The organism is Stenotrophomonas sp. 22LJNL06-5-1 (assembly GCF_056861455.1).
Window position 1 is genome coordinate 1 of record NZ_JBSPUE010000010.1, and the last position, 16,835, is coordinate 16,835.

Below are 16,835 nucleotides of genomic sequence, written 5' to 3' on the forward strand. Positions count from 1 at the left end.
AACAGGTGATGGATCAGCTGGCGGCGGCGCTGGCGCGGCGCAAGCTGCGCTGGTAAGCACTACAGGTAGTGCCGGCCGCTGGCCGGCAATCACAGACATTCCCGAGGTTGCCGGCCAGCGGCCGGCACTACCGCGGGCGGAGCCGCGCATCCACGCATGGCGTGGATCCACTGTAGAGCCGAGCCGATGCTCGGCTTACCGCTGCGACGGGCCCCAATACCCCAGGTCCTTGCGGATCTGCAGATCACGCAGCCAGCTGCCGAACGGCTTGCGCCGCAGCGCGCCCATTTCACCGGACAGGAAATCCTCGGTGGCCGTGATCACGCGCTCGCTGGACAGGCCATCGCGGTACGGGTGGATCGCGTCGGCATAGCGCACGATCTCGGCCTGCAACGCCGCGTCCGGGTGCAGCGCGCGCTGCAGCATCGCCTGCAGCTGCGCAGGATCATCGAAGTCGATCATGTGCGGCTTGGGCACGCGGTTGCGGAAGGTCACCACCGGCTTGTGCTGGACAATGAACTCCGAAACGATCGACGAGGTGTCCGACACCAGCACATCGGCGGCACGCTGCGCGGCCATCACCTGTTCCGGCTCGATGAAGCGGGCATTGGCACCGGCCAGCGCGCGGTAGCGTTCGAACAGTTCCGGCGGGCACTTCGGGTGCAGGGTCAGCAGCCAGTAGTGGTCACCGGCGGCGATATCGGCGGCGATCTGCGCGTGCAGGTGCGGGGCCGCGCTCAACCGTTCAGTGAAGGTCGAACCGAACAGGATCACCGGGCGGTCGCCGGCGGGTGCGCGCAACGCGGAGCTCTCGCCGCCGTCATCGCGGAACAGCGGGTCCAGCTTCGGCCAGCCGGTCTCTGCCACCGCGAAATGGCCCTGCAGGGCAGCGATCTCGCGGAACGGCGCGGTGGTGGCCGGGCCCTGCGTGCAGTACAGGTCGAACATGCCGCGCACCCGGAAGTGGCCGCGCGCACTGTCCCGCTTCTCCACGTTGAAGCCATGGAACAGCTGCACCTTGGCCCCCGAAAGGAAGGTCGGCACCCAGTTGGCGGCGCTGAACACTGCCCGCGGGCGCATCGCCAGGGCCTGCTTCAGGCCGACGTTGGGCACCCCCGGCAGGCTGCTGCCGGCTGCGCCGTCCTCGAACCAGGCAGCGACTTCCTGCCCGGAGGCGTGCAAGGCCTGCGCCAACGGGGCGAGAATAGGCAGCGCATAGCGCTCCGTCGCAAACAACAGGTACCCGGCCATCATGTCCTCCACGACCGCTCCCATCGAACGGCCTCGCATCTCGGCGTGCATTATCGCGTTCAACGAGGCTGGGCGCATCGGCGACTGCCTGGCCTCGCTGGCCTTCTGCGATGAGATCGTGGTGGTGGATTCGTATTCCACCGATGCCACGGTGGCCATCGCCGAGGCCGCCGGCGCCCGCGTGCTGCAGCGCGCGTTCGAGGGTTTCCGCAGCCAGAAGGCGTTCTGCGTGGAGCAGGCCAGCCACGACTGGGTGCTGTGCCTGGATGCTGACGAGCGCATCAGCCCGGAGCTGCGCACGGCCATCGAACAGGCCCGTGACGGCGGCTTCAGCGGCCACGCCGGCTACCGCTTCGCCCGCCTGTCGGAGTACTTCGGCAAGTTCCTGCGCCATGGCAATGCCTACCCGGACCGGGTGATGCGCCTGTTCGACCGCCGCCAGGGCGGCTGGCGCGGCAAGCGCGAGATCCACGAGGCGGCCAGTGTCGACGGCAGTGTGGGCACCCTGCGCGGCGACCTGATCCATTACCCGTACCGGTCATTGCAGCAGCAGCTGGCCAAGACCGAGAAGTACGCGCGGATGATGGCCGAGCACGAGTTCGCACGCGGCAAGCGGGCCACGCTGGGCAAGCTGGTGCTGGCGCCGGCCTGGCGGTTCTGGCGCGGCTTCCTGTTCCGTGGCGGCTTCCGCGACGGCTGGCATGGCCTGGTCTACGCCTACGTCCGCGCCAACTACGTGCGGCAGAAGACCATCATGCTGTGGATGCTGGGCAATGGACAGGCGGTGGCCGACCCGGCGCCTTCCGCGGACCGGGCGTGACCACGCTGTGTCACACTGCGTGGGCGTTGCCTGAAGACCCCCCATGAAAATCCTGTACACCAACTTCCACTACGGCGACGGTGGCGGCCACACCACGTACATCGTCTCGCTGGCGCGTGCGCTGCACGGCCAGCACACGCTCCATGTCGCCGCGCCGGCCGACAGCCGTCTGCTGCGGACCATGGCCGATGAAGGCCTGGCCCGCACACTGCCGATTGCGTTCGGCAGCGGCCTGCCAACACTGCCCCGGCAGTTGGCCGAACAGCGCACGCTGCGCAGGCTGGTGCGCGATGAAGGCATTGACCTGATCCACGTCAACGGTGCACGCGACCACCGCTTCGTGATGCAGGGGCTGCTCGGCATGCGCCGCCCGCCGATCGTGCTGACCAAGCACAACAGCAAACCCACCAGCACCTTCGGCAATGCGCTGCGCGCACGCTGGGCCACCGATCGGCTGATCGCGGTCTCGGCCGACACCAAGCGCCTGCTGGAACAGGGCCCTTACCGTCGCTGCCCGATCGACGTGGTCCGCAACGGCGTGGACCTGGAGCGCTACTCGCCACAGCCGGACGGCACCGGCAGCGCGCTGCGCCAGCAATGGACGCAGGACCCACAGGCGCTGGTGCTGGTCAGCAATGCCGGCACCGACGATTACAAGGGCTGGATCGACCTGGCCCAGGCCATCGCGCGGCTGCCCGATGCGGTGCGTCCGCACGTGCACATGGCCGTGGCCGGCCACCTGCCCAGCGCACAGCAGAGCGAACAGGTGCAGGCGCTGGGCGAGGTGGCCGCGCAGGTGCACTTCACCGGCCTGCTGGCCGATACCCGCGTACTGATCGCCGCCGGCGATGCTGGCTTCGTGCTGTCCCATGACGTCGAGACGATCTCCTTCGCCTGCCGCGAGATGATGGCCAGCGCCAAGCCGATGCTGGTCAGCGATTACGCGGGCCTGCCGGAGAACATCGAACAAGGCGTCGATGGCTGGGTGGTTGCCACCCGCGACATCGACGCCATCGCCGCACAGGTGCAGGCGCTGTACGCACAGCGCGATGCGCTGCCGGAACATGGCCGGGCAGCACGCCGCCATGCACAGCGGGAGTTCGGCCTGCAGACATTCGCCGACGCCACGCTGGCCAGTTATCACGCCGCCCTGGCCAGCACCTGAGCCACGTTGCCCGAACGCTCAATCGGTAATGCCGGGCCCCTGCAGGCGGCGCTCGTGCTCGAGTTCCGCCGCCGACGGCCGGCAGGTGCCGGCGACCGCGTCGGCAGGCACCAGCCACCAGCGGCGACGATTGGAAATGCCCGCCATTTCGGCCTGCGCACGATCAATGCAGGCCTGCATCGCATCCTCGTTCACCAGCAGCCAGCGGTGCTGCGGAGCCAGCCGCTGCCAGCGCACGGCCGCCTGCAGCTGTTGATGCCAACGTGCTTCGAATCCAAAGGTGGCCACCGGGCGATCGGCCATCAGCAGGTTCTGCTCTTTCCATGCCACCAGTCCCAGCTCGGCCTGAGGACCGATGCGTGCGCTGACCTCACGCATCAGGCCACGGGCCGAGCTGGAATCGTTCAACACCGGATAACCGACCAGGCTGTACAGCACCCAGACCCCGGCCAGGGTAGAAACCAGGGCAACGTGCCGACGCCGGCGCCCGCACACCCACAGGCTCAACGCCGACCAGATCGCCATCGCCAGCGCCGCCCAGGCCAGCGCATCGGTGGCACCGGGAAGCAACCCGCGGCCATGGGTGAGGCGCACTTCGAAATCCGGATCACCCAGCAGCGCCAGCGCACCGACCAGGCCCAGCGCCAGTGCCAGCAACGCGGTGAATACGCCCAGCACGCGCTGTACATCGCGCCGCCTCAGCAGTCCCGGCAGCAACGGCGCCAACGCCAGGCAGAACATCGGCAATGCCGGCAGGATGTAGACATCGCGCTTGCCGTGCGGAATGGAGAAGAACAGCACGACCAGCAGCCACCAGGCCAACGGCAGCAGGTAGCGTGCATCGCGTCGGCGCAGCCGCCGGAACCAGGCCGGAAGCGCCCACGGCAGCAGCAGGAACGCGGGGATCCACATCGACGGCATGATCGCCAGGAAGTACCACCACGGCTGGTGATGGTCCCAGGACTGCGTGTAGCGCCGTGCGGTCTGCCGGAACAGGATGTCGTCCATGTAGGCGCGGTACGGCTCCGAGCCGGTGGCCAGGCCGGCCAGCAGCATCGGCGCCAGCCACAACGACACCGCCAGCAGGAAGGCCAGTGGTGCCAGCCAGAAGCGCAGGTCGCGCACGTGCAGGCCCACCCACGGCCAGTGCAGCACCGATGCGACCGCGGCCGGCGCGATCATCATCAGCGCCAGCACGCCTACGCCCTTGGTGATCACCCCGATGCCGGCGAAGAACCAGCCCAGCCACCACCAGCGCCAGGCCGGGCCCAGCAGCAGATGGCGCAGCAGGCCGTAGTTGGCCAGGGTGATGAACAGCACCACCAGCGGATCGATCTGCGCCTTCTTCGCCTGGAAGGTGAAGTGCAGCGCGAACAGCAGCGCCCAGCCCGCGTACAGCCCCACCTGCCGCGTCCACAGGCGGCGGCCGAGATCGACCACGCACCACAGCGTGCCCAGCGCGGCCAGCAGCGAGGGCAGCAGGAACGCCACCCGCCAGTGGCCGACCAGGCTGTACAGCGCGGCCTGCCACCACATCAGCATCGGCGGCTTGTCCGAATACAGTTCGGGGCCGCGATGCGGGAACAACCAGTAACCGCTGTCGACCATCTGCTTGGCCACCAGCGCGAAACGTGGCTCATCCGATGGCCACGGATCACGGAGGCCCAGGCCGGCCCCCAGCACCAGCAGGGCCATCACCACCAACAACCACGTCTGGCGCGACGCGTGGGTTTTCAGCATGGGACTCGAAACGGCAGCGGGGGTCAGGCTGCTTTTAACAGACGCGCGTAGAAGAAACCGTCAGCATCGTTTTCACCCGGCAGCCGCTGGCGTGCCACCCCTTCGCAATCCACGCCGAACGCGTCGCCCAGCGGCTGCGCCACGGCATCCGGATGCCACTTCAGGAACGCACGCACCTGATCGATGTTCTCGGCGCGCAGGATCGAGCAGGTGGCATACAGCAGCACGCCACCCGGGCGCAGCATCGACCAGCAGGCTTCCAGCAGGCGTGCCTGCACGCCGACCAGTGCATCGATGTCTTCAGCGCGACGGTGGAACATCACATCCGGCTGGCGGCGGATCACGCCGGTCGCCGAGCACGGCGCATCGAGCAGGATCGCGTCGAACGGCACGCCATCCCACCAGGCACCGGGATCACTGGCATCGGCAGCCAGGGTCTGCGCATGTTCACCCACGCCGGTGCGGGTGTAGGTATCGCGTGCACGGGCCAGACGGCGCGCGTCGATATCCAGCGCCAGCAGGCGCAGGCTGGGGTCGCGCTCAAGCAGGTGCGCCGACTTGCCGCCGGGGGCCGCGCAGGCGTCCAGCACGCGGGCACCGGCCAGCGGGGCCAGCGCATCGGCTGCACACTGCGCCGACAGGTCCTGCACCGAGATCGCGCCCTCGGCGAAGCCGGGCAGCTGATTCACGGCAACCGGAGAGGCCAGGCGCAACGCGTCGGCACTGAGCGGACTGGCTTCTGCGGCAATGCCGGCTTCGGCCAGCGCTGCCAGTGCCTTGTCACGGCCGCCCTGCTGGTGGTTGGCACGCAGCCACAGTGGCGCCGGTTGCAGGCTGGCGCTGAAGATCGCGTCGGCCTGTGCCGGCCAATCGCGTTCCACCGCATCGGCCAGCCATTCCGGGAAGGCATCGCGCGCCGGCTGTTCCGGGAAACCTTCGCGCTGCGCGCGGCGCAGGATCGCATTGACCAGGCCCGCCTGGCGCTCACGGCCCAGCGCGCGGGCGGCATCGACCGTGGCCGACAGTGCCGCGTGCGCCGGCAGCTCCAGCACGTCCAACTGCGCGAACCCGACCATCAGCAGCGTGCGCAGGTCGGCATCACGCGCCGACAGCGGCTTCTGCATCCACGACTGCAGCGCCGCGTCATAGGTGCTGCGACGGCGCAGGACAGCAAAACACAGGGCTTCCAGCAGCGCGCGGTCGCGGCTGTCGGCCAGCTTCGGCAGCGCCCAGGCCAGTTCGGCCTTCAGCGAACGGCCACGGGTGAACACCTGTGCCAGCACACGTGCGGCCAACATGCGCGTGGCCGCGCCCGGCGCCGCCTTGGCGACGGAGAAATCGTTCTGCTTCGACACCGCTTATGCTCCCACGCGCAGATCGCGGCGGGCGTTGAGGTAGTCGGCCGCAGTAATCGCCTTGCCACCTTCCCGCTGCAGCACACGCAGGCGCAGTGCGCCCTGGCCACAGGCGATGTCGATGCCATCGCGGCTGGCCGCCAGCACCGTGCCCGGTGCCTGGCCGTGGGCCTCATCCAGCGCCACCGCGCCATGGATGCGCACGCGCTCGCCTGCCAGCGTCGCCTCGGCGATCGGCCACGGATTGAAGGCGCGCACGGTACGCGCCAGCGCATCGGCGTCCTGCGCCCAGTCCAGACGCGCCTCGGCCTTGTCCAGCTTGTGCGCGTAGGTCACGCCCTGCTCCGGCTGCGGCCGCGCGATCGGCTTGATGCCGGCGCGCAGCAGGCCCAGGCCGTCGGACAGCACCTGTGCACCCAGCTCGGCCAGCTTGTCATGCAGCTGGCCGCCGGTATCGGTGGCCGCGATCGGCAGCTCCTGGTGCAGCAGCACCGGGCCGGTATCCAGGCCGGCCTCCATCTGCATCAGGCAGACGCCGGTCTTTGCATCGCCGGCCTGGATCGCACGCTGGATCGGCGCGGCACCGCGCCAGCGCGGCAGCAGCGAGGCATGCACGTTCCAGCAGCCGTGGGTCGGGATCGCCAGCACCGCCTTGGGCAGGATCAGGCCATAGGCCACCACCACCATCAGGTCCGGCTGCAGGTCGCGCAGCTGCTGCTGGGCAGCCTCGTCCTTCAACGACTCCGGCTGGTAGACCGGAATGCCACGAGCCACGGCCTCGAGCTTGACCGGCGACGGCGCCAGGCCACGGCCACGGCCGGCCGGACGATCAGGCTGGGTGTAGACGGCCACGACCTCATGGTGGCGCGCAGCCGCGCGCAGCGACGACACCGCAAATTCCGGCGTACCGGCAAAGACAATCCTCATGGCTACCCCACTTGCAGGATGGATTCGTGCAGGAAAGAAAACGGCGCCGTCGGCCGGCGCCGTACAGCCCGCGCGCGTCGCGCAGGCGCGGGCCACCCGAAGGGCGGCCCGGATTGGCGATCACGCCACGTGCTTGCGCTGCTTGGCCAGCTTCTTGCGCACCATCTCGCGCTTGAGCGGCGACAGGTAGTCGATGAACAGCTTGCCGTCCAGGTGATCCATCTCGTGCTGGATGCAGGTGGCCAGCACTTCGCCGGCTTCCAGCTGCTGTTCCTGGCCGTTGCGGTCCAGGTACTTCACGGTGATGGTATCGGCACGGGTCACGTCGGCGAAGATGCCCGGGACCGACAGGCAGCCTTCCTGGTACACCCGGCCCCCGTCCTTGGCGACGATTTCCGGGTTGATGAACACATGCGGTTCATTCTTTTCTTCGCTGACATCGATGACCATGAAGCGCTTGTGCACGTCCACCTGGGTGGCGGCCAGGCCGATGCCCGGGGCGTCGTACATGGTCAGGAACATGTTGTCGATCAGTTCCTGGAAGGCCGGCGTGGTGACTTCGGCAGCTTCGATCAACGCAGCCTTGGTACGCAGGCGCGGATCGGGGAACTCGAGAATGGGGAGAAGGGCCATGGCTGTTTCCGGATAGGGGGCCGGCACGCCGGCATACGTCGCAGATTCTAGCTCCAACGCTTGCCTTGCGCCCCGGTTTCTGGACTATAGTGCGCGGACCTGTTGGGGAATCAGGGCTTCACACCTATGTTGCTTCGTTTTCGTACGGTCGTCGCCGCGGCGATGCTGACCGTGGCTGCCTATGCTACCGCCGTGGAAGTGAATGGCGGGCACCCGGACACCTATGTGGTCCGAAAAGGGGATACGTTGTGGGATATCGCCGCACGTTTCCTGCAGAAGCCTTGGCTGTGGCCGGAGATCTGGCAGGCCAATCCGCAGATCGCCAATCCGCACCTGATCTATCCCGGTGACGTGCTCAGCCTGGCCTATCTGGACCGGGTGACCGTCGCTGCCACGCCCGGCCCGCGCCAGGAAGCCCCGATCGATGCCATTCCGCTGGCCCAGGTCGAGCCGTTCCTGAAGCAGCTGAGCGTGGTCGACAGCATCGAGCAGCTGCCCTACGTGGCCGGCCTGGAAGAAGAACGCCTGCGCGTCACCAGCGGCAGTGCGGTCTACGTGCGCCTGGCCGACGCCCAGCTGGGCCAGCGCTGGGCCGTGGTCCGCCCGACCGTGCGCTACGCCCAGCCCAAGCCGACCGAGGACCTGACCGCCAACGGCGACGTCACCCCGGGCAGCGGCAACCTGTGGCGGGCCTACAACGCCCCCAACCACCGCCGCGGCGTGCTCGGCTACGAGCTGGCCCAGGTCGCCACCGGCACCATCACCCGTGTCGCCGGCGGCAAGGTCGAGGCATCCACCCTGGTGCTGGACAAGAACGAAGGCGGCCGCGAGGTACGTGCCGGCGACCGCCTGGTCCCGGTCGAGGCCAAACCGTACGACCTGCAGTTCGTGCCCCATGTCCCGGCCGCCGGTGTCGAGGGCGTCGACGTGCGCGTGCTGGCCGTCACCGACATGTTCACTGCTGCTGGTCCGCGCGATGTGATCGCGATCTCGGCAGGCCGCGCGCAGGGCGTGGACAACGGCACCGTGTTCTCGCTGTGGCGCCCGGGCCGCCACGTGGCGCACCGCATGAAGTACCCGACCTCGTCGCGCATGGACGATTCGCTCAGCACCGGCGCCGGCCGCGTCTCGCTGCCGGACGAATACGCCGCGCACGCCATGGTGTTCCGTACCTTCGACAACGTCAGCTATGCGCTGGTGATGCAGGGCGTGAAGCCGGTGCGCGTGGGGTTCAACGCACTGCACCCGGACGCGAAGTAACCAGTCCCGGGTTGCCCGGCCACTGCAGGTAGTGCCGGCCGCTGGCCGGCAGGCACCTCCGGCAAAACCTGACAGCCACATGCGAAGGCGCCCTAGGGCGCCTTTGTTGTATGCGCTCGATAGTGGGGGGATGACCAACCAAGCTGACGAGGCGCTGCTGCGCCTGTTGATGGCAGGCGGTGCGCTGGCGCCCCGGTGGGCCCTGCTGCAGGCCGCGGGCAGCGTGGAAATCGCGATCGCGCAGGGCGCCGCGAACTGGCGCGCGCACGGCTGCACGCCAGAGCAGTGCGCCGCACTGGAACGCCCGGACGCCCGGGCCTGGGCCGTCGCACGGCGCTGGCTGGAAGACGACAACCGGCACCCGCTGGCCTTCACCGATCCGGCCTTCCCCCCGCCCCTGCTGGAGGTCCCCAACCCACCCCTGGCGCTGTTCATCGCCGGCGACCCCAGCCTGGCCTGGCGCCCGTCGGTGGCGCTGGTCGGCAGCCGCTCGCCAACGCCGGGCGGACGCGCGCTGGCCGCCCGCTTTGCCAGCTGCTTCGTCGAGGCCGGACTGGCGGTGACCAGTGGCCTGGCGGCGGGTATCGACGCCGCCGCCCACCAGGCCACGCTGGACGCCGGGGGCTGCACCGTGGCGGTGATCGGCACCGGCCCGGACCGGGCCTACCCGGACAGCCACGCCCGCCTGCAGGCCCGGATCGCCACCGAAGGCGCGGTGCTCAGCGAGTACCTGCCGGGCACGCCGGCGCGCCCCGGCCACTTTCCCGCCCGCAACCGGCTGGTGGCCGGGCTGGCATTGGCAACGGTGGTGGTCGAGGCCGCCCAGCGCTCCGGGGCCCTGATCACCGCACGCCTGGCTGCCGAGGCCGGCCGCGAGGTCTGCGCCCTGCCCGGTTCGGTGCTCAACCCACGCGCGGCAGGCTGCCATCGGCTGATCCGTGAGGGTGCCGCACTGGTCGAGCGCCCGGAGGAAGTCCTGGAGCTGCTGGCCCCTGCCCTTCGCCAGCAGCTGCCGGGCTTGCAATCACGGCTGGGCACCCCCACTGAACAGGCACCGCCGGTACTCCTGCCGGCGCGCTGGGCCGACGACCCTGACTACCAGTGCTTGTGGCGGGCCCTGGACCACAACCCAAGCAGTATGGATTCACTGATCACGCGCTGTGGATTGACGGCGCCCCAGGTGTCCTCCATGCTGCTGGCCATGGAACTGGCGGGAATCGTGGTGTGCGTACACGGCCGCTACTGTCGAACTCCCTAGTTTCTTCACCTCCACAGCGTCGCGCGACGCAGGCCGAGGGGCAATGAAAGAGAGCATCCTGGACGTACTGCTGTACCTGTTTGAACACTATTTCAGCGAAGATGCGGACCTGATCCGTGACCGCGATTCGCTCCAGAACGGCCTGATCCAGGCCGGTTTCAGCCCAACCGAGATCAACAAGGCATTCGACTGGCTCGATGCCCTGGCCGCGCAGCGGCCGAGCGTGGCCCAGGCACGGGTCGATGGCCCCGTGCGCGTCTACCACGGCCCCGAGCTGGACAAGCTGGACGTGGAATGCCGCGGCTTCCTGCTGTACCTGGAACAGCACGGCATCCTCGACGCCGACCAGCGCGAGCTGGTGCTGGACCGGGCGATGGCCCTGGACCAGGACGAACTGGACCTGGACGACCTGAAGTGGGTCGTACTGATGGTGCTGTTCAACCAGCCCGGCTCCGAGGCGGCGTATGCCTGGATGGAGACGCAGATGTTCATGGACGAGCCAGAACCCCTGCACTGACCGTACACTTGGGGGCATAGCGCATTCAGGAGCGTCCCCGTGAGCGAGTGGTTCCATGCAGAAGGCAACCGGCAGCAGGGTCCGCTGCCGGCGGAACAGTTGGTCGAGTTGTTCCGCAACAACCAGATCTCCCTGGACACCCTGGTCTGGCGCGACGGCCTGCCGCAGTGGCAGCCGTTGCGCACCGTGGTCGACGAACTCGGCCTGATCGTGCCGGCGCTGGACGCTGCGGCGCCCCCCGTGGAACCCGAGCCCGAACCGGAACCGGTGGCACCGCCTCCGCCACAGCCACCGGTACTGCCGCCGTCCACGCCCTACACCACCAGTGCATCGGCCACCGCCCTGCCGGCGCCGAAGAAGAAGCTGTCCGGCTGTGCGCTGACCGCCATCATCGGCGGCGGCCTGCTGCTGGTGCTGGTCCCGATCGTGGCCATCCTGGCTGCCATCGCGCTGCCGGCCTACAACGACTACACCGTGCGCGCCAAGGTCGCCGGCGCCGTGACCGCACTGCAGCCGTTGAAGGACCAGGTGCAGCATTTCGCCGATGACGAAGGCCGTTGCCCCGGTGCCAACGACGCCGGCTTCCCGGCCCCGGGTGACTTTGCCCACGCAGGGCTGTCGGCGGTGAACATCGGTCGCTTCAACAATGGCCACTGCGGCATCGAAGCCACCCTGGCGCTGCCCGGCAAAAGCCTCGATGGCGACCTGCTGTGGCTGGAATACGATCGCGACAGCGGCCGCTGGGAATGCAGTGGCGAAAGCAACGACAAGTACCTGCCGCCGACGTGCCGCGGCTGAGCCACGCGCACGCCAGCACCTCCAAGGATGATTCAACAGGGAACATGCAATGACTGAGTGGTACTACGCCGAAGGACAGCAACGCCAGGGCCCGCTGCCGGTCCAGGAGATCCGCCAGCGCTTCCAGCGCGGCCAGCTCAACCTGGACACCCTGGTCTGGCGCGAGGGCATGGCCCAGTGGGCTGCACTGCGCCAGGTGGTCGACGAGCTCGGCCTGCAGACGCTGGCCGATGCCAGCACGGCCACCAGCAGCGGCGGGTTCGACCTGCGCAGCGACTATGCCGCCATCGACAGCGGCACCGCGCCGCTGCCCGGCACCGGCGCGCTCAGCAGCTCGCCATACAGCGCTCCAGCCGCCGCCGGCAGCGGTGGCCACGCACAGCCGGTGGTTGGCGGTGAAGTGGTCTATGCAGGCTTCTGGAAGCGCGTGGCGGCCTACATGATCGACTACTTCGTGCTGGTCATCCCCGGCAGCATCATCGGTGCCATCCTCGGTGCGATCCTGGGCGCCAGCATGGGCGCGGTGGGTAGTGGTGAATCGGCCATCGAGATCGTGGCCCAGCTGGCCAGTGCCCTGATCAACCTCTGCATCGGCATGGCCTACTACACCTGGTTCCACGCCTCGCAGGGCGGCGCCACGCTGGGCAAGATGGCAGTCGGCATCAAGGTCGTGCGCGGCAACGGCGAGCGCCTGACCAAGGCCCGCGCATTTGGTCGTTACTGGGCCATGCTGCTGAGCAGCTTCACCCTCGGCATCGGTTTCCTGATGGCCGCCTTCACCGAGCGCAAGCAGGGCCTGCACGACATGATCTGCGACACCCTGGTGGTCGACCGCTGGGCCTACACCGACCAGCCGCAGCTGCAGCGCCGCGAGCTGGGCACGGTGACCGTGCTGGTGCTCGTGCTGACTGGCCTGCTGTCGCTGGCGGGCGTGGTCCTGCTGGTGTTCGCGGTCGGCGTCATCGCCAAGATGGCCTCATGAACGGCCATCCTCACGCCTGGCTGCTTGACATGGGCTGGCCGGGCGTGATTCCTCTAATAAGGTGAAACCTGAACGCCCGGCACATTACCGGGCGTTCAGTTTATGGATTTGCCCGTGGCCGCTTCACTAATGCGGCCGTTTGCTCCACCCTAGCGGCCCCTCTCCCCCGGTCCGCCCACAGACCTTTCCTGACATGCCCAAGCACCTGCTCATCGTCGAATCGCCGGCCAAGGCCAAGACGATCAACAAATACCTCGGCAAGGACTACACGGTCCTGGCCTCGTATGGGCACGTGCGCGACCTGATCCCGAAGGAAGGCGCGGTCGACCCGGACAACGGGTTCGCCATGCACTACGACGTGATCGACAAGAACGAAAAGCATGTCGATGCGATCGCCAAGGCCGCCAAGGGCGCCGACGACATCCTGCTGGCGACCGACCCGGATCGCGAGGGTGAAGCGATCAGCTGGCACATCGCCGAGATCCTGAAGGAGCGCGGGCTGGTCAAGGACAAGCCGATGCAGCGCGTGGTGTTCACCGAGATCACTCCGCGCGCCATCAAGGAAGCGATCAGCCAGCCGCGCGCGATCGCCAGCGACCTGGTCGATGCCCAGCAGGCGCGCCGCGCGCTGGATTACCTGGTCGGCTTCAACCTGTCGCCGGTGCTGTGGCGCAAGGTCCAGCGCGGCCTGTCCGCCGGCCGCGTGCAGAGCCCGGCACTGCGCATGATCGTCGAGCGCGAGGAAGAGATCGAAGCTTTCATCGCCCGCGAGTACTGGTCGATCGCCGCCGAGTGCGCGCACCCGTCGCAGCACTTCAACGCCAAGCTGATCAAGCTGGACGGGCAGAAGTTCGAGCAGTTCACCATCACCGACGGCGACACCGCCGAGGCCGCCCGCCTGCGCATCCAGCAGGCCGCGCAGGGCTCGCTGCATGTCACCGACGTGGCCAGCAAGGAGCGCAAGCGCCGCCCGGCACCGCCGTTCACCACCTCCACCCTGCAGCAGGAAGCTTCGCGCAAGCTCGGCTTCACCACCCGCAAGACCATGCAGGTGGCGCAGAAGCTGTACGAAGGCGTGGCCATCGGCGACGAAGGCACCGTCGGCCTGATCTCGTACATGCGTACCGACTCGGTGAACCTGTCGCAGGACGCGCTGGCCGAGATCCGCGACGTGATCGCCCGTGACTACGGCATCGCCTCGCTGCCGGACCAGCCGAACACCTACCAGACCAAGTCCAAGAACGCCCAGGAAGCGCACGAAGCGGTGCGCCCGACCTCGGCGCTGCGCACGCCTGCGCAGGTCTCGCGCTACCTGACCGATGACGAGCGCAAGCTGTACGAGCTGATCTGGAAGCGCGCGGTGGCCTGCCAGATGATTCCGGCCACGCTCAACACCGTCAGCGTCGACCTCTCGGCCGGCAGCGAGCACGTGTTCCGTGCCAGCGGCACCACCGTGGTGGTGCCCGGCTTCCTGGCCGTGTACGAAGAAGGCAAGGACAACAAGAGCGCCGAGGATGAGGACGAAGGCCGCAAGCTGCCGGCGATGAAGCCCGGCGACCGCGTGCCGCTGGAACGCATCCAGGCCGAACAGCATTTCACCCAGCCGCCGCCGCGCTACACCGAAGCAGCACTGGTGAAGGCGCTGGAAGAGTACGGCATCGGCCGTCCCTCGACCTACGCCTCGATCATCCAGACCCTGCTGTTCCGCAAGTACGTGGAAATGGAAGGCCGCAGCTTCCGCCCGTCCGACGTCGGCCGCGCGGTGTCCAAGTTCCTGTCCAGCCACTTCACCCGGTACGTGGACTACGACTTCACTGCCAAGCTCGAAGACGAGCTCGACGCCGTCTCGCGTGGCGAAGAAGAGTGGATCCCGCTGATGGCCCGCTTCTGGGAGCCGTTCAAGGAGCTGGTGGAAGACAAGAAGGAATCGGTCGACCGTGCCGAGGCCAGTGGCGCGCGCGAGCTCGGCACCGACCCGAAGACCGGCAAGCCGGTCAGCGTGCGCCTGGGCCGCTTCGGGCCCTACGCGGCCATCGGCAGCACCGCCGAGGACGCCGAGGAGAAGCCCAAGTTCGCCTCGCTGCGCCCCGGCCAGTCGATGCACACCATCTCCCTGGAAGACGCGCTGGAGCTGTTCCTGATGCCGCGCGCGCTGGGTGAGGACAACGGCGAGCCGGTCAGCGTCGGCATCGGCCGCTTCGGCCCGTTCGCCAAGCGCGGCAGCACCTATGCCTCGCTGAAGAAGGAAGACGACCCGTACACCATCGACCTGGCCCGCGCCGTGTTCCTGATCGAAGAGAAGGAAGAGATCGCGCGCAACCGGATCATCAAGGAGTTCGAGGGAAGCGACATCCAGGTGCTGAACGGCCGTTTCGGCCCGTACATCAGCGACGGCAAGATGAACGGCAAGATCCCCAAGGATCGCGAGCCGGCATCGCTGACCCTGGCCGAAGTGCAGCAGCTGATGGAAGAAACCGGCAAGCCGGTGCGCAAGGGCTTTGGCGCCAAGAAGGCCGCCGCGAAGAAAGCCCCGGCCAAGAAAGCTGCGGTGAAGAAGGAAGCCGCGCCGAAGAAGGCCGCTGCAAAGAAAGCGCCTGCCAAGAAGGCCCCGGCCAAGAAAGCAGTGAAGAAGGCGGCCGCAAAGAAGGCCCCGGCGAAGAAGGCCGCCGCAAAGAAGTAGATCCACGCCATGCGTGGATGCTCTGCCACGCCATGCGTGGATGAGGGTCAAGGTGTGCGGACCAACGGTCCGCACCTACCATCCGCACCCACCACCCCTTCTGCACGCAGCAGGGGGATAATGGAGGCCCACGCCGGGCCGGTCGCCACCATGAAAGAACTCACCCTGGACTCTGCTGTCGCCACGCTCCGCGCGGGCGGCGTGATCGCCTACCCGACCGAAGCGGTCTGGGGCCTGGGCTGTGATCCCTCGCACGAAGCGGCGGTGCACATGGTGCTGCGGCTGAAGCAGCGCCCGATCGAGAAAGGCATGATCCTGGTTGCGGCCGAGCTGGCACAGCTGGAAGGCTGGGTGCGCCTGCAGGCGCTGCCCGACGCCCGCCAGCGCGCGGTACTGGCCAGCTGGCCCGGCGCCAACACCTGGATCCTGCCCGCCGGCCCGCGCGCGCAGCGCTGGGTCACCGGCGAACACAGTGGTATCGCGGTGCGCATCAGCGCGCACCCGCTGGTGGCCGAAGTCTGCCGCGCCTGGGGCGGCCCGCTGGTCTCCACCAGCGCCAACCTGGCCGGCGAACCACCGGCACGCAGCCGCGAAGAGCTGGACCCGCGCCTGCTGCGCCTGCTCGACGGCATCCTCGATGGGCAGACCGGTGGCCTGGCCCAACCCACCCCGATCCGCGACGCGCTCAGCGGCAACGTGCTGCGCTCCTGAGCCGGCGATTGCGCTGCTGCGGACAATCGCGCACCCTGCCGCCATGACCCTGCTGCGCGCCACCCTCAGCCTGTGCCTGCTGCTGCCGTGGACGGCGCCCGCCGCCGAAGACGTGCGGGTGTACCGCTGCGTTGCCAGCAACGGGGCCGTTGCCCTGCAGGACACGCCCTGCAACAGCGGCCGCCAGCAGGTGCGCGACCTGCAGCGCCCGCGCGATCCCGCTCCGCGGGTGGTGCGCAGCGATGCCACGCCTCCCCCGCCCAGCGAAGCCCCGGTCATCCGCGAGCGCGAAGTCCGCCACGTCTACATCCAGCCGCCGCAGCCGATGTACGAATGCGTGAGCGAGGATGGCCGCCGCTATACCAGCGACAACAACGAAGGCAATCCGCGCTGGGTGCCGCTGTGGACCAGTGTCTGGCTGCCACACGGCCATCGTGGCCCGGCCTACCCCGGACCACGCCCGGCCATCGGCACGCCAGTCGGCGAAGGCGCGGGGTATCGGCGCCCCTCGATCGGTATGGACGTGCAGGTTCCGGCCGGCAGCGTGCTGGTCCGCGACAGCTGCCATGCGTTGCCGCCGCAGGAAGTCTGCGCGCGCCTGCGCGACCGTCGCTGGGAACTGGACCGGCGCTACAACAGCGCACTGCAGAGCGAACGCACCGCCATCAGCAACGAACAGCGCGGCATCGATGCGCGCCTGTCGCGCGATTGCGAACGCTGAGCGCGGCGCGCCGTCGC

At 68.4% G+C, this 16,835-nt stretch carries 15 protein-coding genes; 10 read left to right on the forward strand and 5 right to left on the reverse strand.

Annotated elements, in window-relative coordinates; genetic code table 11:
• Nucleotides 1-195: 195 nt before the first annotated feature.
• Nucleotides 196-1,254, reverse strand: a complete 1,059-nt coding sequence (locus tag AC13GF_RS18740) for a CDP-glycerol glycerophosphotransferase family protein (protein ID WP_483005613.1) — start codon at nucleotides 1,252-1,254, stop codon at nucleotides 196-198.
• On the opposite strand from AC13GF_RS18740, the gene AC13GF_RS18745 reads away from it, so the two are divergent.
• On the forward strand, nucleotides 1,253-2,071 hold the full coding sequence (locus AC13GF_RS18745; protein WP_483005614.1) for a glycosyltransferase family 2 protein: 819 nt from the start codon (nucleotides 1,253-1,255) through the stop codon (nucleotides 2,069-2,071). The genes AC13GF_RS18740 and AC13GF_RS18745 overlap by 2 nt on opposite strands.
• A gap of 43 nt (nucleotides 2,072-2,114) precedes the next feature.
• On the forward strand, nucleotides 2,115-3,236 hold the full coding sequence (locus tag AC13GF_RS18750) for a glycosyltransferase family 4 protein (protein ID WP_483005615.1): 1,122 nt from the start codon (nucleotides 2,115-2,117) through the stop codon (nucleotides 3,234-3,236).
• Between the two features lie 18 nt (nucleotides 3,237-3,254).
• Here the strand turns inward: AC13GF_RS18750 and AC13GF_RS18755 are convergent, their stop codons facing one another.
• The 4 genes from AC13GF_RS18755 to def form a co-directional block, all read right to left on the reverse strand.
• On the reverse strand, nucleotides 3,255-4,976 hold the full coding sequence (locus tag AC13GF_RS18755; RefSeq protein ID WP_483005616.1) for an ArnT family glycosyltransferase: 1,722 nt from the start codon (nucleotides 4,974-4,976) through the stop codon (nucleotides 3,255-3,257).
• A 23-nt stretch (nucleotides 4,977-4,999) separates the two neighbouring features.
• Complete coding sequence (rsmB, locus tag AC13GF_RS18760) at nucleotides 5,000-6,331, reverse strand: 16S rRNA (cytosine(967)-C(5))-methyltransferase RsmB (protein ID WP_483005617.1); 1,332 nt, start codon at nucleotides 6,329-6,331, stop codon at nucleotides 5,000-5,002.
• A gap of 3 nt (nucleotides 6,332-6,334) precedes the next feature.
• A complete protein-coding gene (gene fmt / locus AC13GF_RS18765; protein ID WP_483005618.1) occupies nucleotides 6,335-7,258 on the reverse strand; it encodes a methionyl-tRNA formyltransferase in 924 nt (307 codons plus the stop codon).
• A gap of 120 nt (nucleotides 7,259-7,378) precedes the next feature.
• Entirely contained in the window at nucleotides 7,379-7,891 is a 513-nt protein-coding gene (def, locus tag AC13GF_RS18770) for a peptide deformylase (RefSeq protein ID WP_008267110.1), read from the reverse strand.
• A gap of 126 nt (nucleotides 7,892-8,017) precedes the next feature.
• Here def and AC13GF_RS18775 point away from each other — a divergent pair, with 126 nt between their 5' ends.
• The 8 genes from AC13GF_RS18775 to AC13GF_RS18810 all read left to right on the forward strand — a co-directional run bounded on the left by AC13GF_RS18775 (nucleotide 8,018) and on the right by AC13GF_RS18810 (nucleotide 16,818).
• Complete coding sequence (locus AC13GF_RS18775; protein WP_483005619.1) at nucleotides 8,018-9,151, forward strand: LysM peptidoglycan-binding domain-containing protein; 1,134 nt, start codon at nucleotides 8,018-8,020, stop codon at nucleotides 9,149-9,151.
• Nucleotides 9,152-9,281: 130 nt separating this feature from the next.
• On the forward strand, nucleotides 9,282-10,409 hold the full coding sequence (gene dprA / locus AC13GF_RS18780) for a DNA-processing protein DprA (RefSeq protein ID WP_483005620.1): 1,128 nt from the start codon (nucleotides 9,282-9,284) through the stop codon (nucleotides 10,407-10,409).
• A gap of 43 nt (nucleotides 10,410-10,452) precedes the next feature.
• Complete coding sequence (locus AC13GF_RS18785; RefSeq protein ID WP_005411195.1) at nucleotides 10,453-10,926, forward strand: DUF494 family protein; 474 nt, start codon at nucleotides 10,453-10,455, stop codon at nucleotides 10,924-10,926.
• 39 nt (nucleotides 10,927-10,965) lie between these two features.
• Complete coding sequence (locus AC13GF_RS18790) at nucleotides 10,966-11,724, forward strand: pilin (RefSeq protein ID WP_182266763.1); 759 nt, start codon at nucleotides 10,966-10,968, stop codon at nucleotides 11,722-11,724.
• A 49-nt stretch (nucleotides 11,725-11,773) separates the two neighbouring features.
• On the forward strand, nucleotides 11,774-12,706 hold the full coding sequence (locus tag AC13GF_RS18795; protein ID WP_483005621.1) for an RDD family protein: 933 nt from the start codon (nucleotides 11,774-11,776) through the stop codon (nucleotides 12,704-12,706).
• 193 nt (nucleotides 12,707-12,899) lie between these two features.
• Nucleotides 12,900-15,386, forward strand: a complete 2,487-nt coding sequence (locus tag AC13GF_RS18800) for a DNA topoisomerase I (protein ID WP_483005622.1) — start codon at nucleotides 12,900-12,902, stop codon at nucleotides 15,384-15,386.
• Between the two features lie 120 nt (nucleotides 15,387-15,506).
• On the forward strand, nucleotides 15,507-16,097 hold the full coding sequence (gene tsaC / locus AC13GF_RS18805; RefSeq protein ID WP_483005623.1) for an L-threonylcarbamoyladenylate synthase type 1 TsaC: 591 nt from the start codon (nucleotides 15,507-15,509) through the stop codon (nucleotides 16,095-16,097).
• A gap of 43 nt (nucleotides 16,098-16,140) precedes the next feature.
• The gene (locus AC13GF_RS18810) at nucleotides 16,141-16,818 is read left to right on the forward strand and encodes a DUF4124 domain-containing protein (protein ID WP_483005624.1); all 678 of its coding nucleotides are present in this window, start codon (nucleotides 16,141-16,143) and stop codon (nucleotides 16,816-16,818) included.
• Nucleotides 16,819-16,835: the final 17 nt, after the last annotated feature.

Excerpts from the sequence above, each read along its gene's own strand:
- AC13GF_RS18785 (WP_005411195.1), top strand. The coding sequence starts at position 10,453 with ATGAAAGAGAGCATCCTGGACGTACTGCTGTACCTGTTTGAACACTAT.
- AC13GF_RS18750 (WP_483005615.1), top strand. The coding sequence starts at position 2,115 with ATGAAAATCCTGTACACCAACTTCCACTACGGCGACGGTGGCGGCCAC.
- def (WP_008267110.1), bottom strand. The coding sequence starts at position 7,891 with ATGGCCCTTCTCCCCATTCTCGAGTTCCCCGATCCGCGCCTGCGTACC.
- AC13GF_RS18810 (WP_483005624.1), top strand. The coding sequence starts at position 16,141 with ATGACCCTGCTGCGCGCCACCCTCAGCCTGTGCCTGCTGCTGCCGTGG.
- AC13GF_RS18755 (WP_483005616.1), bottom strand. The coding sequence starts at position 4,976 with ATGCTGAAAACCCACGCGTCGCGCCAGACGTGGTTGTTGGTGGTGATG.
- AC13GF_RS18740 (WP_483005613.1), bottom strand. The coding sequence starts at position 1,254 with ATGATGGCCGGGTACCTGTTGTTTGCGACGGAGCGCTATGCGCTGCCT.
- fmt (WP_483005618.1), bottom strand. The coding sequence starts at position 7,258 with ATGAGGATTGTCTTTGCCGGTACGCCGGAATTTGCGGTGTCGTCGCTG.
- AC13GF_RS18775 (WP_483005619.1), top strand. The coding sequence starts at position 8,018 with ATGTTGCTTCGTTTTCGTACGGTCGTCGCCGCGGCGATGCTGACCGTG.
- AC13GF_RS18800 (WP_483005622.1), top strand. The coding sequence starts at position 12,900 with ATGCCCAAGCACCTGCTCATCGTCGAATCGCCGGCCAAGGCCAAGACG.
- AC13GF_RS18745 (WP_483005614.1), top strand. The coding sequence starts at position 1,253 with ATGTCCTCCACGACCGCTCCCATCGAACGGCCTCGCATCTCGGCGTGC.
- tsaC (WP_483005623.1), top strand. The coding sequence starts at position 15,507 with ATGGAGGCCCACGCCGGGCCGGTCGCCACCATGAAAGAACTCACCCTG.
- dprA (WP_483005620.1), top strand. The coding sequence starts at position 9,282 with ATGACCAACCAAGCTGACGAGGCGCTGCTGCGCCTGTTGATGGCAGGC.
- AC13GF_RS18795 (WP_483005621.1), top strand. The coding sequence starts at position 11,774 with ATGACTGAGTGGTACTACGCCGAAGGACAGCAACGCCAGGGCCCGCTG.